Annotated in this window: 20 protein-coding genes; 9 read left to right on the top strand and 11 right to left on the bottom strand. The window is 67.8% G+C overall.

The features are described from left to right. Positions 1 to 65: 65 nt before the first annotated feature. Positions 66 to 845 (bottom strand): phosphotransferase, encoded by a 780-nt coding sequence (locus JWQ81_RS42950; protein WP_297551297.1) that lies wholly within the window; start codon positions 843 to 845, stop codon positions 66 to 68. A 4-nt stretch (positions 846 to 849) separates the two neighbouring features. Beyond that, entirely contained in the window at positions 850 to 2,835 is a 1,986-nt protein-coding gene (locus JWQ81_RS42945) for a TetM/TetW/TetO/TetS family tetracycline resistance ribosomal protection protein (RefSeq protein WP_297551295.1), read from the bottom strand. Positions 2,836 to 3,051: 216 nt separating this feature from the next. On the opposite strand from JWQ81_RS42945, the gene JWQ81_RS42940 reads away from it, so the two are divergent. Continuing rightward, positions 3,052 to 3,264: a hypothetical protein gene (locus JWQ81_RS42940; RefSeq protein WP_297551293.1), complete on the top strand. Its 213-nt coding sequence runs from the start codon at positions 3,052 to 3,054 to the stop codon at positions 3,262 to 3,264. Then, complete coding sequence (locus tag JWQ81_RS42935) at positions 3,265 to 3,663, top strand: VOC family protein (protein ID WP_297551291.1); 399 nt, start codon at positions 3,265 to 3,267, stop codon at positions 3,661 to 3,663. It begins immediately after the preceding gene. A 34-nt stretch (positions 3,664 to 3,697) separates the two neighbouring features. On the opposite strand, the gene JWQ81_RS42930 is transcribed toward JWQ81_RS42935, so the two are convergent. Beyond that, on the bottom strand, positions 3,698 to 4,210 hold the full coding sequence (locus tag JWQ81_RS42930) for a DUF2127 domain-containing protein (protein WP_297551289.1): 513 nt from the start codon (positions 4,208 to 4,210) through the stop codon (positions 3,698 to 3,700). 140 nt (positions 4,211 to 4,350) lie between these two features. On the opposite strand from JWQ81_RS42930, the gene JWQ81_RS42925 reads away from it, so the two are divergent. After that, positions 4,351 to 5,811 carry a serine/threonine-protein kinase gene (locus tag JWQ81_RS42925; protein ID WP_297551287.1) on the top strand — a complete coding sequence of 487 codons (1,461 nt, stop codon included), beginning with the start codon at positions 4,351 to 4,353 and terminating at the stop codon, positions 5,809 to 5,811. Between the two features lie 72 nt (positions 5,812 to 5,883). On the opposite strand, the gene JWQ81_RS42920 is transcribed toward JWQ81_RS42925, so the two are convergent. Both JWQ81_RS42920 and manD read right to left on the bottom strand, forming a co-directional pair. After that, positions 5,884 to 7,014 (bottom strand): flotillin family protein, encoded by a 1,131-nt coding sequence (locus tag JWQ81_RS42920; RefSeq protein WP_297551285.1) that lies wholly within the window; start codon positions 7,012 to 7,014, stop codon positions 5,884 to 5,886. Positions 7,015 to 7,365: 351 nt separating this feature from the next. Then, the gene (gene manD / locus JWQ81_RS42915; RefSeq protein ID WP_297551283.1) at positions 7,366 to 8,592 is read right to left on the bottom strand and encodes a D-mannonate dehydratase ManD; all 1,227 of its coding nucleotides are present in this window, start codon (positions 8,590 to 8,592) and stop codon (positions 7,366 to 7,368) included. A 130-nt stretch (positions 8,593 to 8,722) separates the two neighbouring features. Here manD and JWQ81_RS42910 point away from each other — a divergent pair, with 130 nt between their 5' ends. Beyond that, complete coding sequence (locus JWQ81_RS42910) at positions 8,723 to 10,081, top strand: lipase family protein (protein WP_297551281.1); 1,359 nt, start codon at positions 8,723 to 8,725, stop codon at positions 10,079 to 10,081. 25 nt (positions 10,082 to 10,106) lie between these two features. Here JWQ81_RS42910 and JWQ81_RS42905 read toward each other — a convergent pair whose 3' ends face one another. The 3 genes from JWQ81_RS42905 to JWQ81_RS42895 are packed head-to-tail and all read right to left on the bottom strand — an operon-like array spanning position 10,107 to position 12,964. Continuing rightward, positions 10,107 to 10,940, bottom strand: a complete 834-nt coding sequence (locus JWQ81_RS42905; RefSeq protein WP_297551279.1) for an aldo/keto reductase — start codon at positions 10,938 to 10,940, stop codon at positions 10,107 to 10,109. Positions 10,941 to 10,985: 45 nt separating this feature from the next. Next, positions 10,986 to 11,780, bottom strand: coding sequence for an SDR family oxidoreductase (locus tag JWQ81_RS42900; protein WP_297551277.1), 795 nt, complete (start codon positions 11,778 to 11,780; stop codon positions 10,986 to 10,988). Beyond that, positions 11,780 to 12,964: an MFS transporter gene (locus tag JWQ81_RS42895; protein ID WP_297551275.1), complete on the bottom strand. Its 1,185-nt coding sequence runs from the start codon at positions 12,962 to 12,964 to the stop codon at positions 11,780 to 11,782. Before JWQ81_RS42895 ends, JWQ81_RS42900 begins: the two co-directional genes overlap by 1 nt. A 149-nt stretch (positions 12,965 to 13,113) precedes the next feature. Between JWQ81_RS42895 and JWQ81_RS42890 the strand changes: the two genes are divergently transcribed. Then, the gene (locus tag JWQ81_RS42890; protein ID WP_297551273.1) at positions 13,114 to 13,569 is read left to right on the top strand and encodes a MarR family transcriptional regulator; all 456 of its coding nucleotides are present in this window, start codon (positions 13,114 to 13,116) and stop codon (positions 13,567 to 13,569) included. Between the two features lie 37 nt (positions 13,570 to 13,606). Here JWQ81_RS42890 and JWQ81_RS42885 read toward each other — a convergent pair whose 3' ends face one another. Continuing rightward, positions 13,607 to 16,792, bottom strand: coding sequence for a GH92 family glycosyl hydrolase (locus JWQ81_RS42885; RefSeq protein ID WP_297551271.1), 3,186 nt, complete (start codon positions 16,790 to 16,792; stop codon positions 13,607 to 13,609). A gap of 145 nt (positions 16,793 to 16,937) precedes the next feature. Between JWQ81_RS42885 and JWQ81_RS42880 the strand changes: the two genes are divergently transcribed. Genes JWQ81_RS42880 through JWQ81_RS42870 form a run of 3 tightly spaced genes read left to right on the top strand, consistent with a single transcriptional unit; the run spans position 16,938 to position 20,008 of the window. Beyond that, positions 16,938 to 18,107, top strand: coding sequence for a Gfo/Idh/MocA family oxidoreductase (locus JWQ81_RS42880; RefSeq protein ID WP_297551268.1), 1,170 nt, complete (start codon positions 16,938 to 16,940; stop codon positions 18,105 to 18,107). Beyond that, complete coding sequence (locus JWQ81_RS42875; protein ID WP_297551266.1) at positions 18,104 to 18,958, top strand: sugar phosphate isomerase/epimerase; 855 nt, start codon at positions 18,104 to 18,106, stop codon at positions 18,956 to 18,958. The genes JWQ81_RS42880 and JWQ81_RS42875 overlap by 4 nt, the downstream gene beginning before the upstream one ends. Positions 18,959 to 19,003: 45 nt before the next feature. Continuing rightward, positions 19,004 to 20,008, top strand: a complete 1,005-nt coding sequence (locus JWQ81_RS42870) for a sugar phosphate isomerase/epimerase (RefSeq protein ID WP_297551264.1) — start codon at positions 19,004 to 19,006, stop codon at positions 20,006 to 20,008. A gap of 11 nt (positions 20,009 to 20,019) precedes the next feature. On the opposite strand, the gene JWQ81_RS42865 is transcribed toward JWQ81_RS42870, so the two are convergent. Continuing rightward, a complete protein-coding gene (locus tag JWQ81_RS42865) occupies positions 20,020 to 20,925 on the bottom strand; it encodes a LysR family transcriptional regulator (RefSeq protein WP_297551262.1) in 906 nt (301 codons plus the stop codon). A 58-nt stretch (positions 20,926 to 20,983) separates the two neighbouring features. On the opposite strand from JWQ81_RS42865, the gene JWQ81_RS42860 reads away from it, so the two are divergent. Further along, positions 20,984 to 21,790, top strand: coding sequence for an NAD(P)-dependent oxidoreductase (locus JWQ81_RS42860; RefSeq protein WP_297551260.1), 807 nt, complete (start codon positions 20,984 to 20,986; stop codon positions 21,788 to 21,790). A 146-nt stretch (positions 21,791 to 21,936) separates the two neighbouring features. Here JWQ81_RS42860 and JWQ81_RS42855 read toward each other — a convergent pair. Then, a partial coding sequence (locus tag JWQ81_RS42855) for an HNH endonuclease (RefSeq protein WP_297551258.1) occupies positions 21,937 to 22,295 on the bottom strand: 359 nt, incomplete at its 5' end.

The following is a 22,295-nucleotide window of genomic DNA, read 5'->3' as shown; positions in this document are numbered from 1 at the left end:
TCCTTGAGACTTCAACCAGGGCACAAAACTACAAAAGTGCCCTCCTTGCGAATGTATGGGAATGGCTAGGCGAGCAGCGCGGCTTTCAAAGCCTCGACATGCTCGTCGATGTAGTCGGCTGAGGACCGCCAATGATCACCGTGTCCCTCGGCGTAGAGGCGGGCCCAGGGCTGTTTTCCGGTAAGGGACGACGTGTGGAGCAACGTGTACATACCCCGAGTGTGTGCCACGATCAACGCCGGGAGCTCCTGGCGTTGTCGCTCGTCGAGGTCGTAGCCGTCGGCCAGCGCGCGCAGGCGTGGGCCGTCGACATCGGGGGAGCTGCCAGGGTTTAGCGGTAGGAAGCCGTTGGCTGCATACCCCAGGTCCCAGAGCCGGGAACCCGGGCCGGCGGCGTCCCAGTCGATGAACACCCAGCGATCGCCGTCACGAACCAGGTTCCACGGCGCGAGATCGTGATGGCAGACCAAGTCCTGGCGATCCGGCGGAATCACGACGTCCCATTGCGCGTCGGCCGGTGGGCGAAAGCCCTCGACGGCGTCGTGAAAATCGCGGATCAGGCGTCCGAGCCGTCGCAGTTCCGACGTCGTCATCGGTGGCAAGGTGTCCGCCAGGGAGCCCGGCACGAATTCGAGGACGTGCCGTCCGAGCTCGTCACGCCCCAGAGTCCTTGGTGCGGCTGGGAATCCGACCTCGGCCAGGTGTTCCAGCAGCGCTTCGACCGCGGGTGTCGCCGGGGTGCCCGGCTTACGCACGGTCGACCCGACGCGGACGACGCTGTCCGCGACGTTCCCGCCTGTCAGCACTTCTTCGGGGTCCTGGCCGTCAACGCTGCGGATGCTCACGTGGTCACACTGCCGTCCGCCGAACCACCTGCAGCAGGTATTCGTTACGGTCCAACGGGTTGTGGTCCGTCCGTGGCCGTTCCGGCACGACTCCGTCGACGGGTCGGTAGCACTCGAAGTCGCTCTCCAGCACACCTTCGCCGCGACTCAGCGCGGGCAGTTGCTGCTGCAGGTCGTGGACGCGGGCCGCGGGAATCTCGCCCTCGACCAGACAAGCCGACCCGTGCGTGGTCGTCGTCCGAGGTATCGCGCGCAGCTGGGTCAACGTCGGCAGAACCGGGCCGAGCAGGTCCGCCGGGAGGTCGAGCCGGAAGTGGTGCATCGGTTCGTACACCAGCGTCCCGGCCTGCCGGATGGCGTTCATCAGCACCAGCGGCGTCAGCGCGCGGAAGTCCCCGGCCGTGCTCGACATGGACTTGTCGAAACTGCCGTGGGAATGGCTTTGCCTGGCCCAGTAGCCCGAATGCGTCATGGTGACCGTGCAGTCGGCGACCTGCCAGCCGTGGATCCCCTGCCGTAGCGTCTCTGTCACGGTCTCCTCGACAGCCTTGAAGAACGCGGGCGGCATCGACCCGAGTTCGACGCCCAGCCGGAATTCCACCCCGGTGTCCGCCGGCGCCGGGTCCACGCGGAGCCCGATCGTCGCGAGGAACGGGTTCGGCTGCTTGCTGATGAATTCGACGGCCGCGCCGTGGTGGACCAGCCGCTCGACGCAGATCGTCGTCGTCTCCCGGAAGGTGACGCCGATGCCGAATTCGTCGGCCAAGGTCGCACCGATGACCTCCTTCTGCACCTCGCCGTAGAGCGACACGGAGACTTCCTGCCGGACGTCGTCCTGCCGCAGGTCGATCAGCGGGTCCTGCTCGGCGAGTTGGGCCAGCGCGCTGTGCAGCGAACCCCGCTCGCCCGGCCGGTCGGGTACGACGACCGTTTCCAGCGTCGGCGGCGCGAACTGGTGACGCGTCGGATCCAGCCGGGTGAGACCGATCGTGTCGCCGATCCGGACCGCGGCGAGGCCCCAGAGCTTCGCGATCCGCCCCGCGGTGACCGACCCCGACCGGATGGCCGGGCCGCGGCCGAACACACTGATCGCGGTGACCTTTCCCGTCTCCCCACCAGGAAAGCGCAGAAGGTCCCGCGTGCGCACAGTGCCGGAAAACATCCGGACGTAGGCGATTTTCTCCCCGGCAGGGCCCCGTTCGACCTTGAAAACGGTACCCGAAACCGGGCTTTCGGCATCGCCTTCCTTCGCGGGCAGGAACTCCTTGATGCCGTCGATCAGCGAGTCCACGCCGGCGCCGGTCATCGCCGAGCCGAAATACACCGGGTGGGCCAGCGCACGTCCGGTCTGCGCGGCGAGTTCGCCGCGAAGCCCGCTGTGCGACATCGCCGTAGCGTCTAGGTACGCGGCGAGGAAGTCGTCGTCGTTGTCGGCGAGCACTTCGGCGAGTTTCGTGGTGAAGGTGCTGTCGTCGGTGAAAGGAGTGAACCCGGGGTCGCGGGTACCCAAGCCGCGCACCTGTCCCATCGGGACGATCGCCGTCGTCAGCCTCGTGGAAATGCTCTCCAGGAGAGCCTCGTACTGCGCGCCGACGCGGTCGATCTTGTTCACGAAAACGAGCGTGGGAATGCGAAGTCGTCGCAGCGTCCGCATCAGGACGCGGGTCTGCGCCTGCACGCCTTCGACCGCGGAGACCACCAGCACGGCCCCGTCGAGGACGCCCAGCACGCGTTCGACCTCGGCGATGAAGTCCGGATGGCCGGGGGTGTCGATCAGGTTGACGGTGACGTCGTCGATGGCGAAGGAGACGACGGCGGACTTGATCGTGATGCCGCGGGCGCGCTCCAGCGCGAGGGAGTCTGTCTGCGTGCTTCCGTCGTCGACGCTGCCAATCTCGTCGATGACCCCGGCGATGTGGAGCAACCGCTCCGTCAGACTGGTCTTACCGGCGTCTACGTGCGCCAAAATACCCAAGTTGAGAATACTCACCGAGCGTCATGTCCTTTGAATAGTCGACTATTCGATTCGGGATGGACATGAAAGCTCGGCGCATAATCACTCCTGGGGTCGTCCGGATGCCAATCGAGTAGAGCAGACGGCCGATTCGAGGGGCAACCGATTTATCAGGCTTCCAGTGCGCGAAGGACCGGCGACGCGTCGTCGGGATGCAGCCGGAGTTCCGTCCGGCCACCGGGGGAGTGAAAGGTGACGGCCTTCCGGTCGACCGCGACCATCGTCAACGGTCCCGGCGAGAACAACGCGGGCGGGCCGCCGTCGGTGCGTCAGGTCGTCGACGCGCCGCCGATCGCGAGCTTGCCGGCGAGTTGCGTGCCTCAAGACGATCACGCCGCGGAGGACAGCTCCCAGGAATTCGGACATAATCCAGTGATACCGGATCCAGCCGACCTTGGGGGTTGAGTGACTTCGTTCATCAGGCACGTCACGTTCGACTGCGCGTCGCCGATCGAGCCGTACGACCTGGCGGTGTTCTGGAGCCAGGCGCTCGGACAGCCGGTTCACCCGGACGACTCACCCGGCGCAGACGAGGTCGGCCTCCAGGTGCCGCCCGGTCAGCCGACGATGCTGTTCATCCGCGTGCCGGAAGCCAAGACGCTCAAGAACCGCGTCCACCTCGACCTGGTCCCCGAACCAGGGCTGACGCGGGACCAGGAAGTCGACCGCTTCCTCGGGCTCGGCGCGAAGATCTTCGACGACCAGCGCAAACCGGACGGACGCGGGTGGGTGGTGTTCACCGACCCGGCGGGCAACGAGTTCTGCGTGGAGCGCAGTGTCGCCGAACGCGAAGCCACCGCTTGAGGTGCTGGTCGGCGCGCCACAGTGCCGGTGATCTTCAGGTCGCGGCGCGTTCTCGGCGGAGCTGGAAGTACTCGCGCAGGACCAGGACCACGATCGCCAGGTCCATGGCGGCGAAGAACGGCAGCGCGATCGAGTGGGTGTGCACCGCGCGGTAGATCTCGTACACGATGAAGGCCAGCAGGACGATGACGGCGATCGGGTAGGCAGGCACGATCTTGCGGGCCAGCGCGAACACCAGTCCGAGCTTGATCACTCCATGGGCGAGCAGGTAGACCACGGCGAAGGTCTTGGTGCCGCCGCCGACGAAGTTGTCCGTGGCGGTCTGCAGGTGCCGCGCCAGCGTGCCGCTCGGGTCGCCGAGGAGGTCACGGGTGATCACCGCGTGGGCGAACCCGGTGATCGCCGAGGCCGGGATGAAGGCCAGGACCAGCGCGCCGATCAGCTGGATCCCGCCGTCGATGCCCTTGAGCGCGATCGCGACCCGGAAGAGCCGTTCGGAGTTCTTGGAGGGACCGGGCTTTGCCGCGGTGTCCGGTTGTTCGGCCATGTCGTGCCCCTTCCGATCGCACTACTCTGCCGTATGGCCGCCGAACCCGCAGGGGCCGGTGTGGCGGATCGGCCCGGTCGCCGCGGCAGTAACATCGCGGTGGGCGCACATTCGAGTGAAGCAGCACCGGGGAGTAGTCGTTGACCGAGGAAATTCGGCAGATCGCCGGTCGCTATCGCTTGATCGAACAGATCGGCGGCGGGGCCATGGGCGTCGTCTGGCGTGCCGAGGACCGCTACCTCGATCGTGTGGTTGCCATCAAGGAACTGCTCCTCACCGACGGGCAGGGCGAGGACAAGACGGCCGAGGCGAAGAACCGCGCGATGCGCGAGGCCCGGATAGCGGCGCGTCTGCAGCATCCCAACGCCATTTCCGTGTTCAGCGTCGTCGAGGACGGCGACCGGCCTTGGCTGATCATGGAGTACCTGCCGTCGAAAAGCCTGGCGACGGCGTTGAAGGAGCGCGGCACCCTGCCGGTGGACGAGGTCATCGGCATCGCCTGCCAGCTCGCGTCGGCGCTCGCCGCGGCACACCTGGCCGGGGTCATCCACCGCGACATCAAACCCGGCAACGTCCTGCTCGGCGAGGACGGCACGGTGAAGGTCACCGACTTCGGCATCTCCCGCGCGATCGGCGACGTCACCCTCACCGCCACGGGTGAGATCGCGGGCACACCCGCTTTCCTGGCTCCCGAGGTCGCGCAGGGGCAGGACGCGAGCTTCGCTTCGGACGTCTTCTCGCTCGGCTCCACGCTCTACACCGCGGTCGAAGGGGCGCCGCCGTTCGGCTACGGCGACAAGGCGATCGCGCTGCTCTACCGCGTGTCCAGCGGCGAGATCGTGCCGCCGACCAAGGCCGCCCGGCTCGAACCGCTGCTGCTCCGCCTGCTCCAGGTGGATCCGCAGGCCAGACCCACGATGAATGAGGCACTGGCCGACCTGCAGACCCTTGCCGCGGTCGGGCTCGTCGCGCCGGTCGACCAGCCGGTGCCCGCGTCGGACCCGAACGTGAAACTCGCTTCGCCGGCGGTCGTGACCACGAACAGGGGACGGCTGGTCGCGGTGGTCGCCGGGATCGTGCTGCTCGTCGCGGTCGCGACGGCCGCCGCGCTGGCCACCCGCGGCAGTGGCAACACCGGCACCGCGGCTCCGCAGGCCAGCCAGGCCCCGGTCTCCGCCGGGCTGCCGAACCCGCCGCCCGCCACGGCGACGTCGAGGCCCTCGGTGTCGCCCACGACGTCGCCGACCTCGCCCACGTCCCCGACCACGCCGTCCGGGGCCGCCGCCGCGGACACCCCGGAAGCCAGAGCTCAGGCGCTCGCGAGCTACTACACCCTGCTTCCGGGCAACCTCGATGCGGCGTTCGCGAAGCTCACCACCAAGTTCAAGGTAACCAAGAGTCAGACCGCCGCCAGCTACGCGAGCTTCTACTCGCGGTTCTCGGCGGTAGAGGTCTCCGGGATCAGCGCGGGGGCCGGCAACACGGTCGGCGCGACGATCACCTTCGTCCAGAAGTCCGGCGGTACGTTGACGGAGCACGACACGTTCACGATGGTCCAGGAGAACGGCGTCTGGATGATCGACGCCCAGTCCTTCGGCTGACGTTCCCCGACTGCGGCGAAAGGGACGTTCCTTGCGACGAGCGCAAGCAACGTCCCTTTCGTGTTTCCGTGCTTACTCCGCCTTGGCGACTTCGGTGCCCGGGGTGGACGGAGCCGCGGGGGTGGAGCCGGAGAGGCCCTTCTTGACCGACTCCAGGATCGACAGGCCCTGGCCGACGAGCCCGGCGGCGATCTCGCCGAGGCCGTCCGCGCCGTTCAGGATGTTGATGTTGGCGCCCTGGAGGCCCACAGCGGCCTCCCGGACGATCTGCGGCAGCTGGTCGATGAGCATCCGGTCGAGGGCGACGCGGTTGTTCGACGCGGCGGCCTCGGCCTGGATCCGCATCTTCTCGGCGTCGGCCTGCGCGAGGATCCGGATGCGCTCGGCTTCGGCGTTGGCCGGCTTGACGACCTCGGCGACCAGCTGCTGCTGACGCAGTTCGGCCTCACGCTGGGCGAGCTCCGTCCGGGCGTTGATGACCTCGCGCTGCGCGGTCGCCTGAGCCAGCGGACCCGACTGGGCGGCCACGGCCTGGGCCTTGTCCACCTCGGCCTTGTACTGCGCCTGCACGATGGAGGTCTGCCGGGCGTACTCGGCCTGCGTCCGCTGCGACTGCTGACCCGCCTCGGCGGCGGCCTGGTCGGCCCTGGCCTGCGCGATCTGCGCGTCCCGCTGGATCGCCGCGTTGTGCGGGGCGGCCATCGCGGCGATGTAGCCGAGCTTCATGTCGTCGATCGACTGGATCTGCAGCGAGTCGACGGTGAGGCCGATCTTCGCCATCTCCACCTTCGACCCGTCGAGGACCTCGGTGGCCAGCTTCTGGCGCTCGGTGACGATCTCCTCGACGGTCATCGAACCGACGATCGAGCGCAGGTGGCCGGCGAAGATCCGCCCGGTCAGTACCGCCATCTGGTCCTGGTCGGACAGGAACCGCTGCCCGGCGTTGACGATGCTCACCTCGTCGTTGCCGACCTTGAACGCGATCACCGCGCGGACGTTCAGCGCGATGGCCTGCTTGGTCACGCAGATCTCGGTGACCTCGGCCTCGGCCATCGACAGCGTCAGGAACCTGACCTTGCGAAAGAACGGCATGATGAACGCGCCGTGCCCGGTGACGACCCGGAAAGGGGCGTCGGTGTTGCCACGATTGCCCCCGGAGATCAGCATGGCCTCATCAGGCGCGGGAACTCGGTAGCCGAACATTATTTCTCCTCAGCAGAATCTTGACCAGTGGTAGGGAATGGGGGTGTCCACGCGACGATGCCGACTGTCCGCGCACCCAGTGTCTCGACGACGAGCACGCTTTCCCCCTTCGGCAGCGGCTCGTCGGAAAACGCCAGGTAGGCCTCGGATCCTCCTCTGATCTCGATCAGCACCTCACCCGGCCCCGCACGTCCGCGGGTGCCCACGATGAGAAAGCCCGTACACCCCAAAGGGGATGAATCCACACCCACAGTTTGGTCGACCTCCTCGTCCCGTAGCCCCATTGTGCTCTCGTCGCGCCCGCGTGGTGGCCGAAACGCCGACCCTTACGTGCCCGTTATGGATCGACGCTCACCAGTCGTGAACAGTTCCGTCCGTCAGCCGGTTGACCGGCAGATACGCGGGGACGTAGGGATGGGCGGCCGCCGCGTCGTCGTCGAGTTCGACACCCAGTCCGGGGGTGTCGGACGGGTGGAGCAGGCCGTCGGTGAAGCGGTACGACGTGCGGAAGACCTCGAGGGTCCGCGCCGAATGCGGCATGAACTCCTGGATCCCGAAATTGTGGATCGCGAGGTCGAGGTGCAGCGCGGCGGCCATGCCGACGGGGGAGATGTCGGTCGGTCCGTGGATGCCCGAGCGGATTCCGTAGACACCCGCCAGGTCGAGCAGTTTCTTCATCGCGGTCACGCCGCCCGCGTGGGTGACTGCTGACCGGACGTAGTCGATGAGCCGTTCGCTGAGCAGCGTCGTGTAATCGTGCACGGAATTGAAGACCTCGCCGATCGCGAGCGGGGTGGTGGTGTGCTGCCGGATCAGCCGCAGCGCGTTCTGATCCTCCGCGGGCGTCGCGTCTTCGAGCCAGAACAGGTCGTACGGCTCCAGTTCCTTGCCGAGCTTCGCGGCCTGGATCGGCGTCATGCGGTGGTGTCCGTCGTGCAGCAACGGCAGTTCGGGACCGAATTCCGCGCGCACCGCCTCGAACACCCCGGGCAGGTGGCGCAGATACGCCCGCGTGTCCCAGGTTTCCTCGACGGGCTGCGGGTGACGTTGCGCAGGCTCGTAGTCGTATCGGGTGTCACCGCCGCCTGAAGTCGCGACCCCGTAAACCGTGCCCAGTCCCGGAATCGCGGTCTGTACGCGGATCGCGCGGAAACCCTCGGCCAGGTGCGCGCGGATCGAGTCGAACAACTCGGGCAGGTCGCGGCCGGACGCGTGCCCGTAGGCCAAAGCCCCGGTGCGCGACGCGCCGCCGAGTAGTTGGTACAGCGGCATTCCCGCGCACTTTGCCTTGATATCCCACAGCGCGACGTCGACGGCGGCGATGGCGGCCATCGTCACCGGGCCGCGCCGCCAGTAGGAGCCGCGGTAGAGCGACTGCCAGGTGTCCTCGATGTTCGCGGGGTCGCGGCCGATCAGCAGCGGGGCGACGTGGTCGCGCAAATACGCGACGACGGCCAGTTCCCGGCCGTTGAGCGTGCCGTCGCCGAGGCCGGTGAGGCCTTCGTCGGTGGTGATGCGCAGCGTGACGAAGTTCCGGCCGGGACTGGTGACGACGACTTCCGCCGAAGAGATTTTCATGATCGGAAGTTTACGAGGTGCTGGCCGGGTGGTATCTGGTCAGAAGTCTTGTCAGATGATGTGACCCAGGCTACCTTCCCGTAGCAACAGGCCGGCCGCATCGACGCGGTCGCCGGGAAGGTGGCAAACGATGAGAAGGTCCAGCCGATTCCGTTCTCTCGCAGGCCTGTTCGCCGTCGCTGTCGCGGCTTCGACCTCGCTGGCCGCGGCCGTGCCCGCAGCCGCGGCGGCGCCTCCACCGCCCCAGAGCGACGCGTTCTACCAACCGCCTGCCGGGTACGAGTCGGCTGCGCCGGGCACGGTCCTGCGCTCGCGGTCGATTTCGGTTGCTGCCTTCGGCCTCCTGCCGCAGAAAGTCCAAGCGTGGCAACTGCTCTACCGCACGACCGACACCCAGGACCAGCCGCAGGCAACGGTCACCACGGTCCTGCTCCCGCTCGGCGCGAAGCCGTCGGCGAGCCGCCCACTGGTGTCCTATCAGGTCGCCGAGGACAGCGCCGCGCCGCAGTGCGCGATCTCGTACCAGCTCAGGCAGGGCGCCGGGAACGACAACATCGTCGCGCAGGCGGAGATCCTGCTGATGGACGCGGCGCTCCAAAAGGGCTGGGCCGTCACGGTTCCGGACTACGAAGGCCCCAAGAGTGCTTACGTGGCCGGAAAACAGGCCGGACAGGCAGTGCTCGACGGAATCAGGGCGACCGAGAACTTCCCCGCCGCCGGACTCAGCGGTGCCGCCACGAAGGTCGGGATGTGGGGCTACTCCGGCGGCGCGCTGGCGTCGGGCTGGGCGTCGGAACTGCAGACGTCCTATGCGCCCGAGCTGAACGTCAAGGGCATCGCCGAGGGCGGGCTGCCGGTCAACCCGCGCAACATCCTGCAGGGCGCCAACGCCGGCCCATTCGCCGGTATCGCGATGAGCGGGATCGCCGGGATCAGCCAGGCCTACCCGGAGCTCGAGTCCTTTCTGGACCAGCACCTGACCGCGGACGGCAAGGCGGCGCTGGCGAAGGCCCGGAGCCAGTGCAACTCCCAGAACGTCACGGCGTTCTTGTTCAAGGATCTCTACAAGTACTTCGACATCGCCAACCCGCTGGCCGAGCCGGTGCCGAACGCCGTACTCACGGCCGACACGCTGGGGCAACACACGCCGACCGTGCCGATGTTCATCTACCACTCGGTCAACGACGAACTGGTTCCGCACGCCGACACCGACCAGGTCGTGGCGAAGTACTGCGCCACCGGCGGGCAGGTGACCTACCAGCGCGACATCTTCAGCGAGCACATCGCACTGGTCGTCACCGGTGCGCCGGACGCGCTCAACTGGCTGTCCGACCGCCTCGACGGCAAACCGGCCGCGTCCGGGTGCGGCACCAAGACCGTCGTGTCGTCGCTGTTCTCGCCGGGTGCGTTGCCGACGTTGGGCGCGGTGCTGTTCAACGACCTGCTCGCACTGGCAGGCAAGCCCGTCGGTCCCGGCGACATGGCCTGATCGCTTTTCGGTGCGGCGGGCCGGACTACGCGACGTTGAACTCGTCGGGGTCCGGGCCGGTGCGCAGCCCCTGGTCCAAAGCGGACAGTGCGGCGACCTCGTCGTCGGCCAGCGCGAAGCCGAACACGTCGAAGTTCTCGGCGACCCGCGAAGGCGTGACGGACTTCGGGATGACGACGTTGCCGAGCTGCAGGTGCCAGCGGAGGATGACCTGCGCCGGGGTGCGGCCGTGCTTGGCGGCGAGTGCGGTGACCGCGGACTCGCCCAGTACTTCGCCGCCCTTGGCCAGCGGGCTCCACGCCTCGGTGGCGATCCCGAGCTTCGCGCCGGCCGCGCGGACTTCGGACTGCACGAGGTACGGGTGCAGCTCGATCTGGTTCACCGCGGGAACAGTGCCGCCGGTCGCGACGATCCGGTCGAGGTGTGACGGCTGGAAGTTCGACACGCCGATCGCGCGGACGCGGCCGTCGGCATACAGCTTCTCGAACGCTTTCCAGCTTTCGAGGTAGAGGTCGCGTGCCGGGGCGGGCCAGTGGATCAGGTACAGGTCGAGCTGCTCCAGGCCCAGCTTCCCGAGGCTGGTGTCGAACGCGCGCAGCGTCGCGTCGTAACCCTGGTCGGCGTTCCACAGTTTGGTCGTGATGAACAGCTCGTCCCGGGCGATGCCCGACTCGGCCAGTGCCTTGCCGACCCCCGCTTCGTTGCCATAGGCCGCGGCGGTGTCGATGCTGCGGTACCCGGCGTCCAAAGCGGATGTGACGGCGACGGTGGTCTCCTCGTCGGGGACCTGGAACACGCCGAAGCCGAGCTGTGGCATCTCGACACCGTTGTTGAGCTTGAGGTTGGGAACGTTACTCACTGGTGGTGCTTTCCTTTTCTGTTGCGGTGTTCAGGATTGCGGTGGTCAGGGAATGATGGCGGTGGCGACGCCGCCGTCGACACGCAGTGCGCCGCCGGTGGTGGCCGAGGAGAACTCCGACGCCACGTAGGTGATGAGGTTCGCGATCTCCACCGGCCGGATGAGTCGTTTGAGCAGCGAGGTCGGCCGGCCCTCGGCCATGAAGCGCCGTTCGGCCTCTTCGAACGGGACGTCCTCGTCGTAGAGGCCGGCGATGAAGTCCTGCACGCCCGGGGTCAGGGTCGGCCCGGGGAGCACGCTGTTGACGGTGACGCCCGTTCCGGCGACTTCCTGTGCCATACCACGGGAAACCGCGAGCTGCGCGGTCTTTGTCATGCCGTAGTGGACCATTTCTGTCGGGGTCTGCACGGCCGATTCGCTGCTGACGAAGATCACCCGGCCCCACCCGCGGCCGACCATACGCGGTGTGTAGTGCCGCGCAAGGCGGATGCCGGACAGCACGTTGACGTCGAAGTACCGCTGCCATTCCTCGTCGGGGATGTCGAACACCGGTACGGCTTCGAAGATTCCGGCGTTGTTGACCAGCACGTCGACGTCGGGCAGCGCCTCGATCAGCTTCGCCGCGCCCTCGGCCGTGCCGACGTCGGCGGCGATGCCCCGGACCTTCGTGCTGCCCGTCTTTTCGGTGAGGTTCTTCACCGCGTTGGCCGTGCGCTGTTCGTCACGACCGTTGAGGACGACGTCCGCTCCGGCCCGCGCGAGGCCTTCGGCCGCGGCCAGGCCGATTCCGGAGGTGGAGCCGGTGACGAGCGCCGTCTTGCCGGTCAGGTCGATGTTCATCAGACAGGAATCCTTTCGGTGCTGAGGGACTCGGTGGTCCGGCGGGTGTGGTCCAGCCGGCCCGAGATGATCGCCACGACCAGGCCGGACGCGGCGAGCGCGGCACCGATCCAGTTGGGCGAGGTGTAACCGAGGCCGTGTTCGATGGCCAGGCCGCCGAGCCACGCGCCGGCGGCGTTGCCGAGGTTGAACGCGGCGATGTTCGCCGCCGAGGCCAGTGCCGGGGCGCCTGCGGCCTTGGTCATGACCCGGGCCTGGAGCGGGGCGACGGTGGCGAATCCGGCCGCGCCGAACACCGCGATCGTGATGGCTGCGGGGAGCTGGGCGTGCGCGGTGAAGACGAATACGACCAGTACCGCGGCCAGCAGCGACAGGATCACGTACAGGCTGGGCATCAGCTTCTTGTCCGCGGCCTTGCCGCCGATCAGGTTCCCGACGAACAGCCCGCCGCCGAACAGCACGAGCAGCCAGGTGACGGCTCCGGTGGAGAAGCCCGCGACGTTCGTCATCATCGGTGCGATGTAGGTGAAGGACGCGAACACACCGGCGAAGCCGAGCGCGGTCATCGCCAAGGCCAGCCACACCTGCGGGTTGCGGAACACCCGCAGCTCGCTGCGCAGACCGGCGCCGGGCACGGTCGTCTGCTTCGGCACGAGCGCGAGGATGCCGACGAGCCCGATCACACCCAGGACGCTGACGGCCCAGAACGTGCTCCGCCAGCCGAGTGCCTGGCCCAGCGCGGTGCCGGCCGGTACACCGAGCACGTTGGCCACGGTCAGGCAGGTGAACATCAGCGCGATGGCGCTGGCCTGTTTCGCCGGGGCCACCAGCGAAGCGGCGACGACGGACCCGACGCCGAAGAACGCGCCGTGGGACAGCGCGGCGACGATCCGCCCGGTCATCAGCAGGCCGTAGCTCCCGGCCAGTGCCGAAATCACGTTGCCGACGATGAACAGGCCCATCAGCCCGACCAGCACGGTTTTGCGGGGGATCCGCGAGCCCAGCGCGGTCAGCAGCGGGGCGCCCACAACCACGCCCAGCGCGTAGCCGGAGATGAGGAGGCCTGCCGACGGGATCGAGATCCCGAAGTCGCCGGCGACCTCGGGCAGTAGGCCCATGATCACGAATTCGGTGGTACCGATGCCGAAGGCGCTGATCGCCAGTGCGAGCAGAGCAGCGGGCATGGATGGTCATCTCCTGGAAGGGGTCTTGTTCGGCGTCTGCAACTAGCAGCGTCTGAAATAGTTGCACACGCTGGTTATTGCTTACGCCGAATAACGTAGCATGCAATGATGTGGACGCAAGCTCAGAACGCTGGAAGAAGAGGTGAACCGTGTCACTGGCTGATGACGCCGTCGAAGCCCGGGCTCAGGGCTGGCGCACGCTGGCTTCACTGCACGCGCAGATCGAGGACAAGCTCGAGCGCGCGTTGCAGCGCGACCATGACCTGTCCGTCAGCGAGTACAGCGTTTTGGACGCGCTCGGTCGACAGGACGGCTTCCACCTGCGGATGAACCAGCTGTCCGCGGTCGTGGTGCTGAGCCACTCCGCGACCACCCGGCTCGTCGCCCGACTCGAGGAGCGCGGCCTGCTGGAGCGCTACCTCTGCGAGACCGACCGCCGCGGGATCTATACCGAGGTCACCGCCGCCGGGCAGAAGCTCCTCGCCACCGCGCGTCCCACGCACGATGTGGCGCTTTCGGAAGCCCTCACCAAGGCGGAGGAACTCCCGGAGCTCGCCCCGCTGGTCGCGGCGCTCTCGAAGCTGGTGTACCCGGCGATGGTGTGACGGCTGGGCTTTTGTGAGGGCTAGGCTTTTGTGAGGGCTAGGGGCAGAGGTCCATCGGGAGCACACCGGGTCCGCTGACGGCGAGGTGTACGCCGGAGACGGTCAGCGGTGAACCCGACGCGAGGCGGAAGTCGGTCTGTTCGTTCTCGCGGCCGGCGAACCCAGCGTCGGGCACGGTGAACGTCGCGGTCTTCCACGTATTGGTGCCGCCGCGGGTGATCACGCCGGCGACCTGGTACGCGCTGTTGCCCTGCGAGTCGTACTGCAGCATCCAGGTGTCCGTGCCGGAGTCGTAGTAGTCGATGCTGAACGTCGTGGCGAATGTGCCGTTGGCGGCGAGCCGGTCGTCGACCTTGAAGTACATGTTCAGATCGCCGGGCACGCGCTGCACGGTCTCCCGCGCGTCACGGCCGTCGACGGTGACCGGAGCGGTCGCCCCGTCGCCGGGCGTCTCGTACTGGGATAGGCCGTTCGAGACGTTCTGGGTGCCCAGCGTGGTGCAGATCGACGCGCCGGAACCGGCCGCGCCCACCACGGCGACGGGGAAGTCGAGTCGGGGCAGTGATGCCGATGGGGTGCTGACCACCACCGGGATGGACGTGAAGCCCTGCACCACATCCGGTGCGGCGGACAGTGACACGGCGACGGTCGCGGTTCCGTCGGAGCCGACCTGGGCCGTCCCCGAGGACGGCGTCACCGTCACTCCGGCCGGTGGCTGCGCGGTCCAGGCGAACGACCGCACGGTGACCGGTTTTGCCGGCCGCGCTCCTTGTCCGACGGCGAAATGCAAGGTGCTGGACGTCTGCGCGCCGACGGCCACCACGGCCTGTGCCGGGGTGCTGGTCAACTCGACCGGGGTGATGCCGGGCGGGAACTTCGCCGAGCCGGCCGGATACGACGGCGGCGCGGTGCCCCACGACTTGTCCGGCGTGCCCGACAGACTGAAGTCGAGGCGCGTCTGTCCCTTTTGGTCACGCTGCCGCGAGTCGCCGGTGAGTGCCGAGGCGGGGAGCCACGCTTGCCGCGTCGGCTTCCCGTCGACGGAGAGCCCGTGCACGTACTCCTTGCCCGGCGCGCCGGGGGCGGCGATGGTGACCTTGTTGTGCGGCAGGTTCAGGGTCACCGACGGGAATAGGGGAGTGCTCACGGCGAGCGTGTCGGTGCCCGAAGTCGCCGGGTAGAGGCCGATGGCCGACCAGACGTACCACGAGCTCAGCGCGCCGAGGTCGTCGTTCCCGGGTTCGCCGTCAGGAGTGTTGCTGTACAACGTGTTCAGTGCTTTGCGGACAGTCGCCTGCGTCTTGTACGCGGCGCCGGCGTAGTCGTAGAGCCAGGGTGTCAGCATGTTGGGTTCGTTGCCGCCCCAGTAGTGCGGGTCGTTCGCGCCGACGTTGCCGTTCCCGGTGAAGTACTCGTCCAGCCGGCTGACCACCTTCTTGTCGCCGCCGAGCGCGTCGAACAGGCCGCGGACGTTCTGCGGCACCATCCAGGTGTACTGCGCGGCATTGCCCTCCTGGAAACCGGACTGGCCGAAGGTGCCGATCCCCGCGGTCACCGGGTTGCCGGCGGGGAACGCCCCTTTGCCGTCACGCGGTTGGACGAAGCCGGAGCCGGTGTTGAACAGGGTGGTCCAGTTCTGGGAGCGGTCCAGGAACTGGTTCGACGTCGAAGCCTTGCCGAGCGACTTCGCCAGCTGGGAGATACTGAAGTCGGCGAGGGCGTACTCCAGTGTCTCGGACGCTCCATTGTAGACGTCCGAAATGGAGCTGGAGGCGGTGTTGGGGACGTAGCCGAGCTTCAGGTAGTCGGCAAGCCCCGGGCGCTGTTCGTAGTAGCCCTGCCCGAGCGTCGCCGGCGTCTGCGGCACGGTCGCGCCCTTGACCATCGCGGCCAGCGCCGCGTTCGTGTCGAAGTCGGTGGCACCGAACGCGAAGGCCGAGGCGATCATCGGGTCGGCCGCGTCGCCGTTCATCACCCCGGTGTACCCGTTGCCCACCGGCCATTTCGGCAGCCAGCCGCCCTGTGTCGCGTCGTTGACCAGCGACTGCATCATCTGGCTGGTCTCGTCGGGCGCGATCACGGCCAGCAGGGGGATCAACGAGCGGTAGACGTCCCAGCCGGAGAAGTTGGCGTACTGCGTCTTGCCGGGGGTGAGCGTGTGGACCAAGTTGTCGAAGCCGAGGTACTGCCCGTTGGCGTCGTTGAAGACGTTCGGGTCGAGCAGGCAGTGGTACAACGCGGTGGAGAACTGCACCTGCTGGTCGTGGGTGCCGCCGCCAACCCCGATCTTCGATAGCTGCTTCACCCAGGCGTCATGGGTGGCCTTCGCTACCGAAGCGCGGTCCCAGCCTGGTATTTCCGTCCGCAGGTTCGCCGCCGCGTTGTCCGCGCTGACGTAGCTGATGGCGACCTTCATCTTCACCGCGGCTTGCTGTGTCGTGTCGAAACCGACCCACGCGCCCGTCCTCAGGCCGCCGGCGGAACTGCTGCCGTCGGCGACGGCGGTGTCGTTCCAGGTGCCGTGGTCGGTGAACGGCCGGTCGAACGTGGCCGCGAAGAAGACCGTGCCCACGTTCTGCTGCGCGCAGAAGTGCCCGCCGGTGATCGAACCGGTGACCTGGCCGCCGTCGATCCGCACGGTGGAATCGGTGGTGCCGTTCTGCGAGTACCCGGCCTTGAACAGCAGGTTCGCCTGCGGGCCTGCCGGGAAGGCGAGCTCTCCGATCCCGGCCCTCGTTGTCGCGGCGATGTCCGTGGTGATCCCGCCGAAGTCCGCCGAATACGAACCGGGGCTCGCCTGCTCGCCGGAATGGCTGAACGGCTGGGTCGCGGTGCCGGGAGCGGCGCCGATGTCCCCACTGGTCGGCAGGATCGGCAGGTCGCCCTGGATGGGGCAGCCGACGCCGGACAGGTGGGTGACGCTCAGGCCGGTGGTCGCGGAGTCGGCGTAATTGTACCCGCCGCCGGCCGGCCGCGACGTGGTTTCGGGGCTCCAGGTCAGCATGCCGAACGGGGCCGAAGCGCCGGGAAAGGCGTTCACTGATCCGACGATCGGTCCGCCGCTTCCGGTACCGAGCCAGGGATTCACCAGCGTGGTGGGGTCGGCGACCGGTGCGTCGGCGGCTCCGGCAGCTGATGCCGGCTGCGTGCTTGCGAGGGCCCCGGTCAGTACGGCGGCGAGGACTACGGCCGCCCCGGTGCGGAAGGATCGGCTTAGCGGCATTTCGTCTCCCGCGGCGGCGTTTAGTTCACCTTGTGGACTAAATCGGTTACTGTATATCTTGTGACTGCGGTCACGTTAAGGAACGGCGCCGTGGCAAGGGTTTCCCGCTCACCGGGAACTGGGTACGAGTGAATTCGGGGCACCTATGACGAGCTCGACGCGGCCGGCCCGGATCGGCATCGGCATGATCGGATACGCCTTCATGGGTGCCGCGCATTCGCAGGCGTGGCGTACCGCGCACCGGGTGTTCGACGTGCCGCTGGAACCGGACATGGTCGCCCTGTGCGGCCGCGACCGCGACAAAACCGAAGCGGCCGCGGGGAAACTCGGCTGGCGGGTCGCCGAGTCCCAGTGGCGGCGGGTGATCGACCGCGACGACGTCGACGTCATCGACATCTGCACCCCGGGCGACACGCACGCCGAGATCGCCATCGCCGCGCTTGAAGCCGGGAAGCACGTCCTGTGCGAAAAACCGCTCGCGAACTCCGTCGAGGAGGCCGTGGCGATGACCGAAGCCGCGGACCGGGCGCAGGCCGCCGGGGTCCGGTCGATGGTGGCGTTCAACTACCGGCGCGTGCCCGCGCTCGCACTGGCGCGCAAGCTCGTCGCGGACGGCAGGCTCGGCACGATCCGCCACGTCCGGGCACAGTACCTTCAGGACTGGATCCTCGATCCCGAGTTCCCGCTCGTCTGGCGCCTGGACCGGGAGAAAGCCGGGTCCGGCGCGCTCGGCGACATCGGCGCGCACATCATCGACCTCGCCCAGTTCCTCACCGGTTCGCGGATCACCGGGGTGAGCGGGCTGACCGAAACCTTCATCACCGAGCGGCCGTTGGTCGGGTCCGCATCGGGCGAACGGGGGACCGTCACCGTCGACGACGCCGCCCTGTTCCACGCCCGGTTCGATTCGGGGGCGATCGGCAGCTTCGAGGCGACCCGGCTCGCCGGCGGCCGCAAGAACTCGATGCGGATCGAGCTCAACGGTTCGCTCGGCAGTCTCGCCTTCGACTTCGAGTCGATGAACGAACTGTCCTTTCACGACCACACCGACGACCCGGCCACGGCCGGGTTCCGCCGGATCCTGGTCACCGAACCCACCCACCCGTACCTGTCGGCCTGGTGGCCGCCCGGACACGCGCTCGGCTATGAACACTCCTTCACCCATGAGGTTTACGACTTCCTCACGGCGATCGCCGGCGGGCACGACCCGGAACCGTCCTTTGCGGACGGTCTCCAGGTGCAGCGGGTGCTCGCCGCGGTCGAAACCAGCGCCGCCGCGAACAGCGTCTGGACCGCCATCGGCGAACCTCGATGAAGCCGGGGCAGTTGAAGTTCGGGTACGGCACCAACGGTTTCGCGCACCACCGGCTTCCCGACGCCCTGCGGGTCATCGCGAACCTGGGCTACGAAGGGGTCGCGCTGACCCTTGACCACTGCCATCTCGACCCGTTCGCCAGGGACCTCTTCCACCGCGTTTCGGCGCTCGTCCTCGACCTGGAACGGCTCGGCCTGTCGGTGGTGGTCGAGACGGGTGCGGGTTATCTGCTCGATCCGTGGCGCAAGAACTCTCCCACGTTGCTGGAACCGGGACGGGACAAGCGCATCGCGTTCCTGGTCAAGGCCGTGGCGATCGCGGCCGACCTGGGCGCCGGGGTGGTGTCGTTCGGTGGTGGGGTCGTTCCCGGTGGTCTGCCGGGCCCGCTGGCTTGGGACTATCTGGCCGAAGGCTGCGAGAACGTCCTCGCGGCGGCCGACGCGTGCGGCGTCCGGCTCGGTTTCGAACCCCGGCCGGACATGCTGGCAGCCGACCTCGACGGGTACGACCGGCTCGCGGCCAGGCTCGGCGATCCCGAACGGTTCGGCCTCGCCCTCGACATCGGGCACTGTCGGTGCGCCGAACCGCAGCCGGTCGCGGAGTGCGTCCGGCGCGCTGGACAGCGGCTCGTCCACGTCCAACTGGACGACCGATGCCATGGTGGCCACGAAAACCTGGAACTCGGCCACGGCGAGATCGACTTTCCGCCGGTGCTCGATGCGCTCGCCCAAATCGGCTACCGCGGGCTCGTCGCAGTCGACCTGCCGAGGCACAGCCACATCGCGCCGGTGGTCGCCAGGGAATCGCTGGACTTCCTGCGCCGGGCGACGTCGCGCGAGGCGATCGCTTGACCCAGAGCGCGTTTGACCGGAAGAACCGTCACCACAGGAGGAACCATGGCTCGTCCCTTGACCCTGTTCACCGGGCAGTGGGCCGATCTGCCGTTCGAAGAGGTTTGCCGAGTGGCCGGGGAGTGGGGCTATGAGGGCCTTGAGATCGCCTGCTGGGGTGACCATTTCGAGGTGGACAAGGCGTTGGCCGACGACGGTTACGTCCAGTCCAAACTGGACACGTTGGCCAGGCACGGCCTGAAGGTCTGGGCGATCTCGAACCACCTCGTCGGGCAGGCCGTGTGCGACCACCCGATCGACGAGCGGCATCAGGCGATCCTGCCGGCGAGGATCTGGGGCGACGGTGCGCCCGAGGGTGTCCGGCAGCGCGCCGCCGAGGAGATCAAGGACACTGCGCGCGCGGCCGCGAAACTCGGTGTGTCCACAGTGATCGGATTCACCGGATCGTCCATCTGGCACACCGTCGCGATGTTCCCGCCGGTGCCGCCGGCGATGATCGAACGTGGCTACGCCGACTTCGCGGACCGCTGGAACCCGATCCTTGACGTCTTCGACGAGGTCGGCGTCCGGTTCGCGCACGAGGTGCATCCCAGCGAGATCGCCTACGACTACTGGACGACCGTCCGCACGCTCGAAGCCATCGGGCACCGGCCCGCGTTCGGGCTGAACTTCGACCCGTCGCATTTCGTCTGGCAGGACCTGGATCCGGTCGGGTTTCTCTGGGACTTCAAGGACCGGATCTACCACGTCGACTGCAAGGAGTCGCGCAAACAGCTCAACGGGCGCAGCGGACGGCTCGGTTCGCACCTGCCGTGGGGCGATCCGCGGCGCGGCTGGGACTTCGTCTCGGCCGGTCACGGTCATGTGCCGTGGGAGGACGTCTTCCGCATGCTCAACGCGATCGGCTACGACGGCCCGATCTCGATCGAATGGGAGGACGCCGGCATGGACCGGCTGCTGGGTGGTCCCGAAGCGCTGGAGTTCATCCGCAAGTTCAACTTCGAACGTCCCGATGCCTCTTTCGACGCCGCGTTCTCGTCGGGGGAGTAGGTACCGTCGGGTCACCCGCCACCTCCGAGCAGTGTCAGGAACGCCGAGGTGGCGGGCGATGGGGTGAGACCGCTTGTGGTCGCGGCGTAGACCTGTCGGGGCGGGACGTCCTCGGGATGCAGCGGGACCAGCACAATATCCGGTCGCGCCGCGCCGGCGATCAGCGACGGGATCAGGGTGATGCCCAGGCCGGCGGCGACGAAGCCCTGCTTGGCGACCCAGTCCTTGGCCACGAATCCGATCCGCGGCTCGAACCCGGTGCGCAGGCACGAACTGATCAACGTCTCCTCCGGGCGCGAACTGCCGGCGATCCAGGATTCCTCGGCCAGTTCGGTCAGGCGGAGCCGTCGCGCGCCTGCCCGTCGATGGTCGCGGGGCAGCGCGACGTACATGTGGTCGTCGCACAGTTTGTGGAGGTCCACACCGTCGACGTGATACGCGGCAGAGTAGCTCACGACGGCCACGTCGACCTCGCCTTCGGCGAGCATCCCGAGCAGCTCCGGGGTGAAACCTTCACGCAGGGAAACGGTGACGTCCGGATACGCGGTGTGAAAGGCGGCGATGGCCTCCGGCACGAGCGTGGCATCGGCGGTAGCGAACGCCCCGACCCTGAGCCTGCCAATGGCCAGCTCGCGCAGGTCGACCAGTTCGCGGTGGGCGACCTCCAGCCTGTCGAGCACGGCCTGGGCGTGGGCCAGCAGGCGCCGTCCGGCCTCGGTGAGCCGGACCCCGCGTGGCAGCCGGTCGAACAGCGCCACGCCGGACTCGGCCTCCAGCGTCGAGATCTGCCGGGAGATCGCGGACTGGGTGTAGCCCAGTGCGGGACCGGCGGCGGTGAACGAGCCGAGCTGGGCGACCACGGTGAACACGCGGAGGAGCGGTGCGGACAGGCGGAACGATCCATGCGAGCTAGGCATGGTTTCCATGCTAGACATTCGCTTCCCACATCGCTCTGGGGTACCTAGCGTTGAGTGCATGGACAAGAACACGAGAATCGCGTTTCTGGGGCTGGGCACGATGGGTGCCCCGATGGCCAAGCGGGTACTCACTGCCGGATACCCGCTGACGGTGTGGAACCGCACCGCCGAGCGGGCCGCCGCATTGGGTGCCGAGGGGGCGCAGGTGGCGGCGACGCCGGCGGACGCGGTGCGTGATGCGGACGTCGTCATCACCATGCTTGCTGATCCGGCAGCGGTGCTGGACGTGGTCGCGGACCTGGCGCCCGCGCTTCGGCCCGGCACTCGCCTGATTGAAGCGTCCACCATCGGACCCGACGCTTTGACCAAGGTCACTGGCTTGCTGCCCGACGGCGTTGCGGTGATCGACTCGCCGGTGATGGGCAGCGTCGATCGTGCGGCGGCCGGCGAACTGTCGTTGCTGGTCGGCGGCGACGCGGACGAAGTCTTGTCGCTGCTTGAGCTGTTCGGCACCGTCACCAGGACCGGCCCGGCCGGCAGCGGCGCAGCGCTGAAGCTCGTGCTGATCAACGCCGTCATCGGCGGGGTGGCTGTCATCGGTGAGGCATTGGCTCTGTCCGACGCCCTCGGACTGCCCGAGGACCTGGTGAAGGCCTCGATGGCCGGGTCTCTGCTGGGCGGCATTGCCGGGCGCGCGTTCGCGAAGGGCGTGCACTACCCGATCAGGCTGGCTGCCAAGGACGTTGCGCTTGCGTCGGCCGTGGCAGATCTGCCATTGGCGAAAACCGTGCACGACCGACTGACCGCGTTTCCCGAGGCAGCGGATGAGGATCTCGCGCGGATCGTCGACCACCTGCGAGCCTGAGCAGCCGTCGCGCAAGAGAAAGCGACCACGTAACACCGAAATAGCTCTGTGCATCATCATTCGCCGAAGCTCCCATCAGGTGATCGAGTGCGCGCCGAGCCGACCGTGGTGACTGTTACGTCACCACGGTCACCAGGCGAGCCGAATCAGGCCGCGTGCTCGTAGGGCCGGTCGTGTGCGGTGTTGCGGATCGGTTTCTGTTCTTGATCCAGCCACTTCGGCGGGATGAACTCCGGTACTCCGTCGACCATCCGCATCGACCAGTCCGAGTGATGTAATTGCCGATGGTGGTAGTCGCAGAGCAGCGTGAGATTGCCGAGGTTGGTGAGCCCGCCGTCCACCCATGCCACGACGTGGTGTGCTTCGCAGAACCGTGGTGGCCGGTGACAGCCGGGGTGGGCGCAGCCCTTGTCCCGGATCGCCAACGCCCGGCATTGCGACGGGGACGCCAACCGTCGTGCTCGCCCCAGGTTGAGGATCGCGTCGTTGGTGCCGAGTACCGCGG

The organism is Amycolatopsis sp. (assembly GCF_025464955.1).
Lineage (GTDB): Bacteria > Actinomycetota > Actinomycetes > Mycobacteriales > Pseudonocardiaceae > Amycolatopsis.
This window is presented reverse-complemented; position numbering and strand designations above follow the sequence as displayed.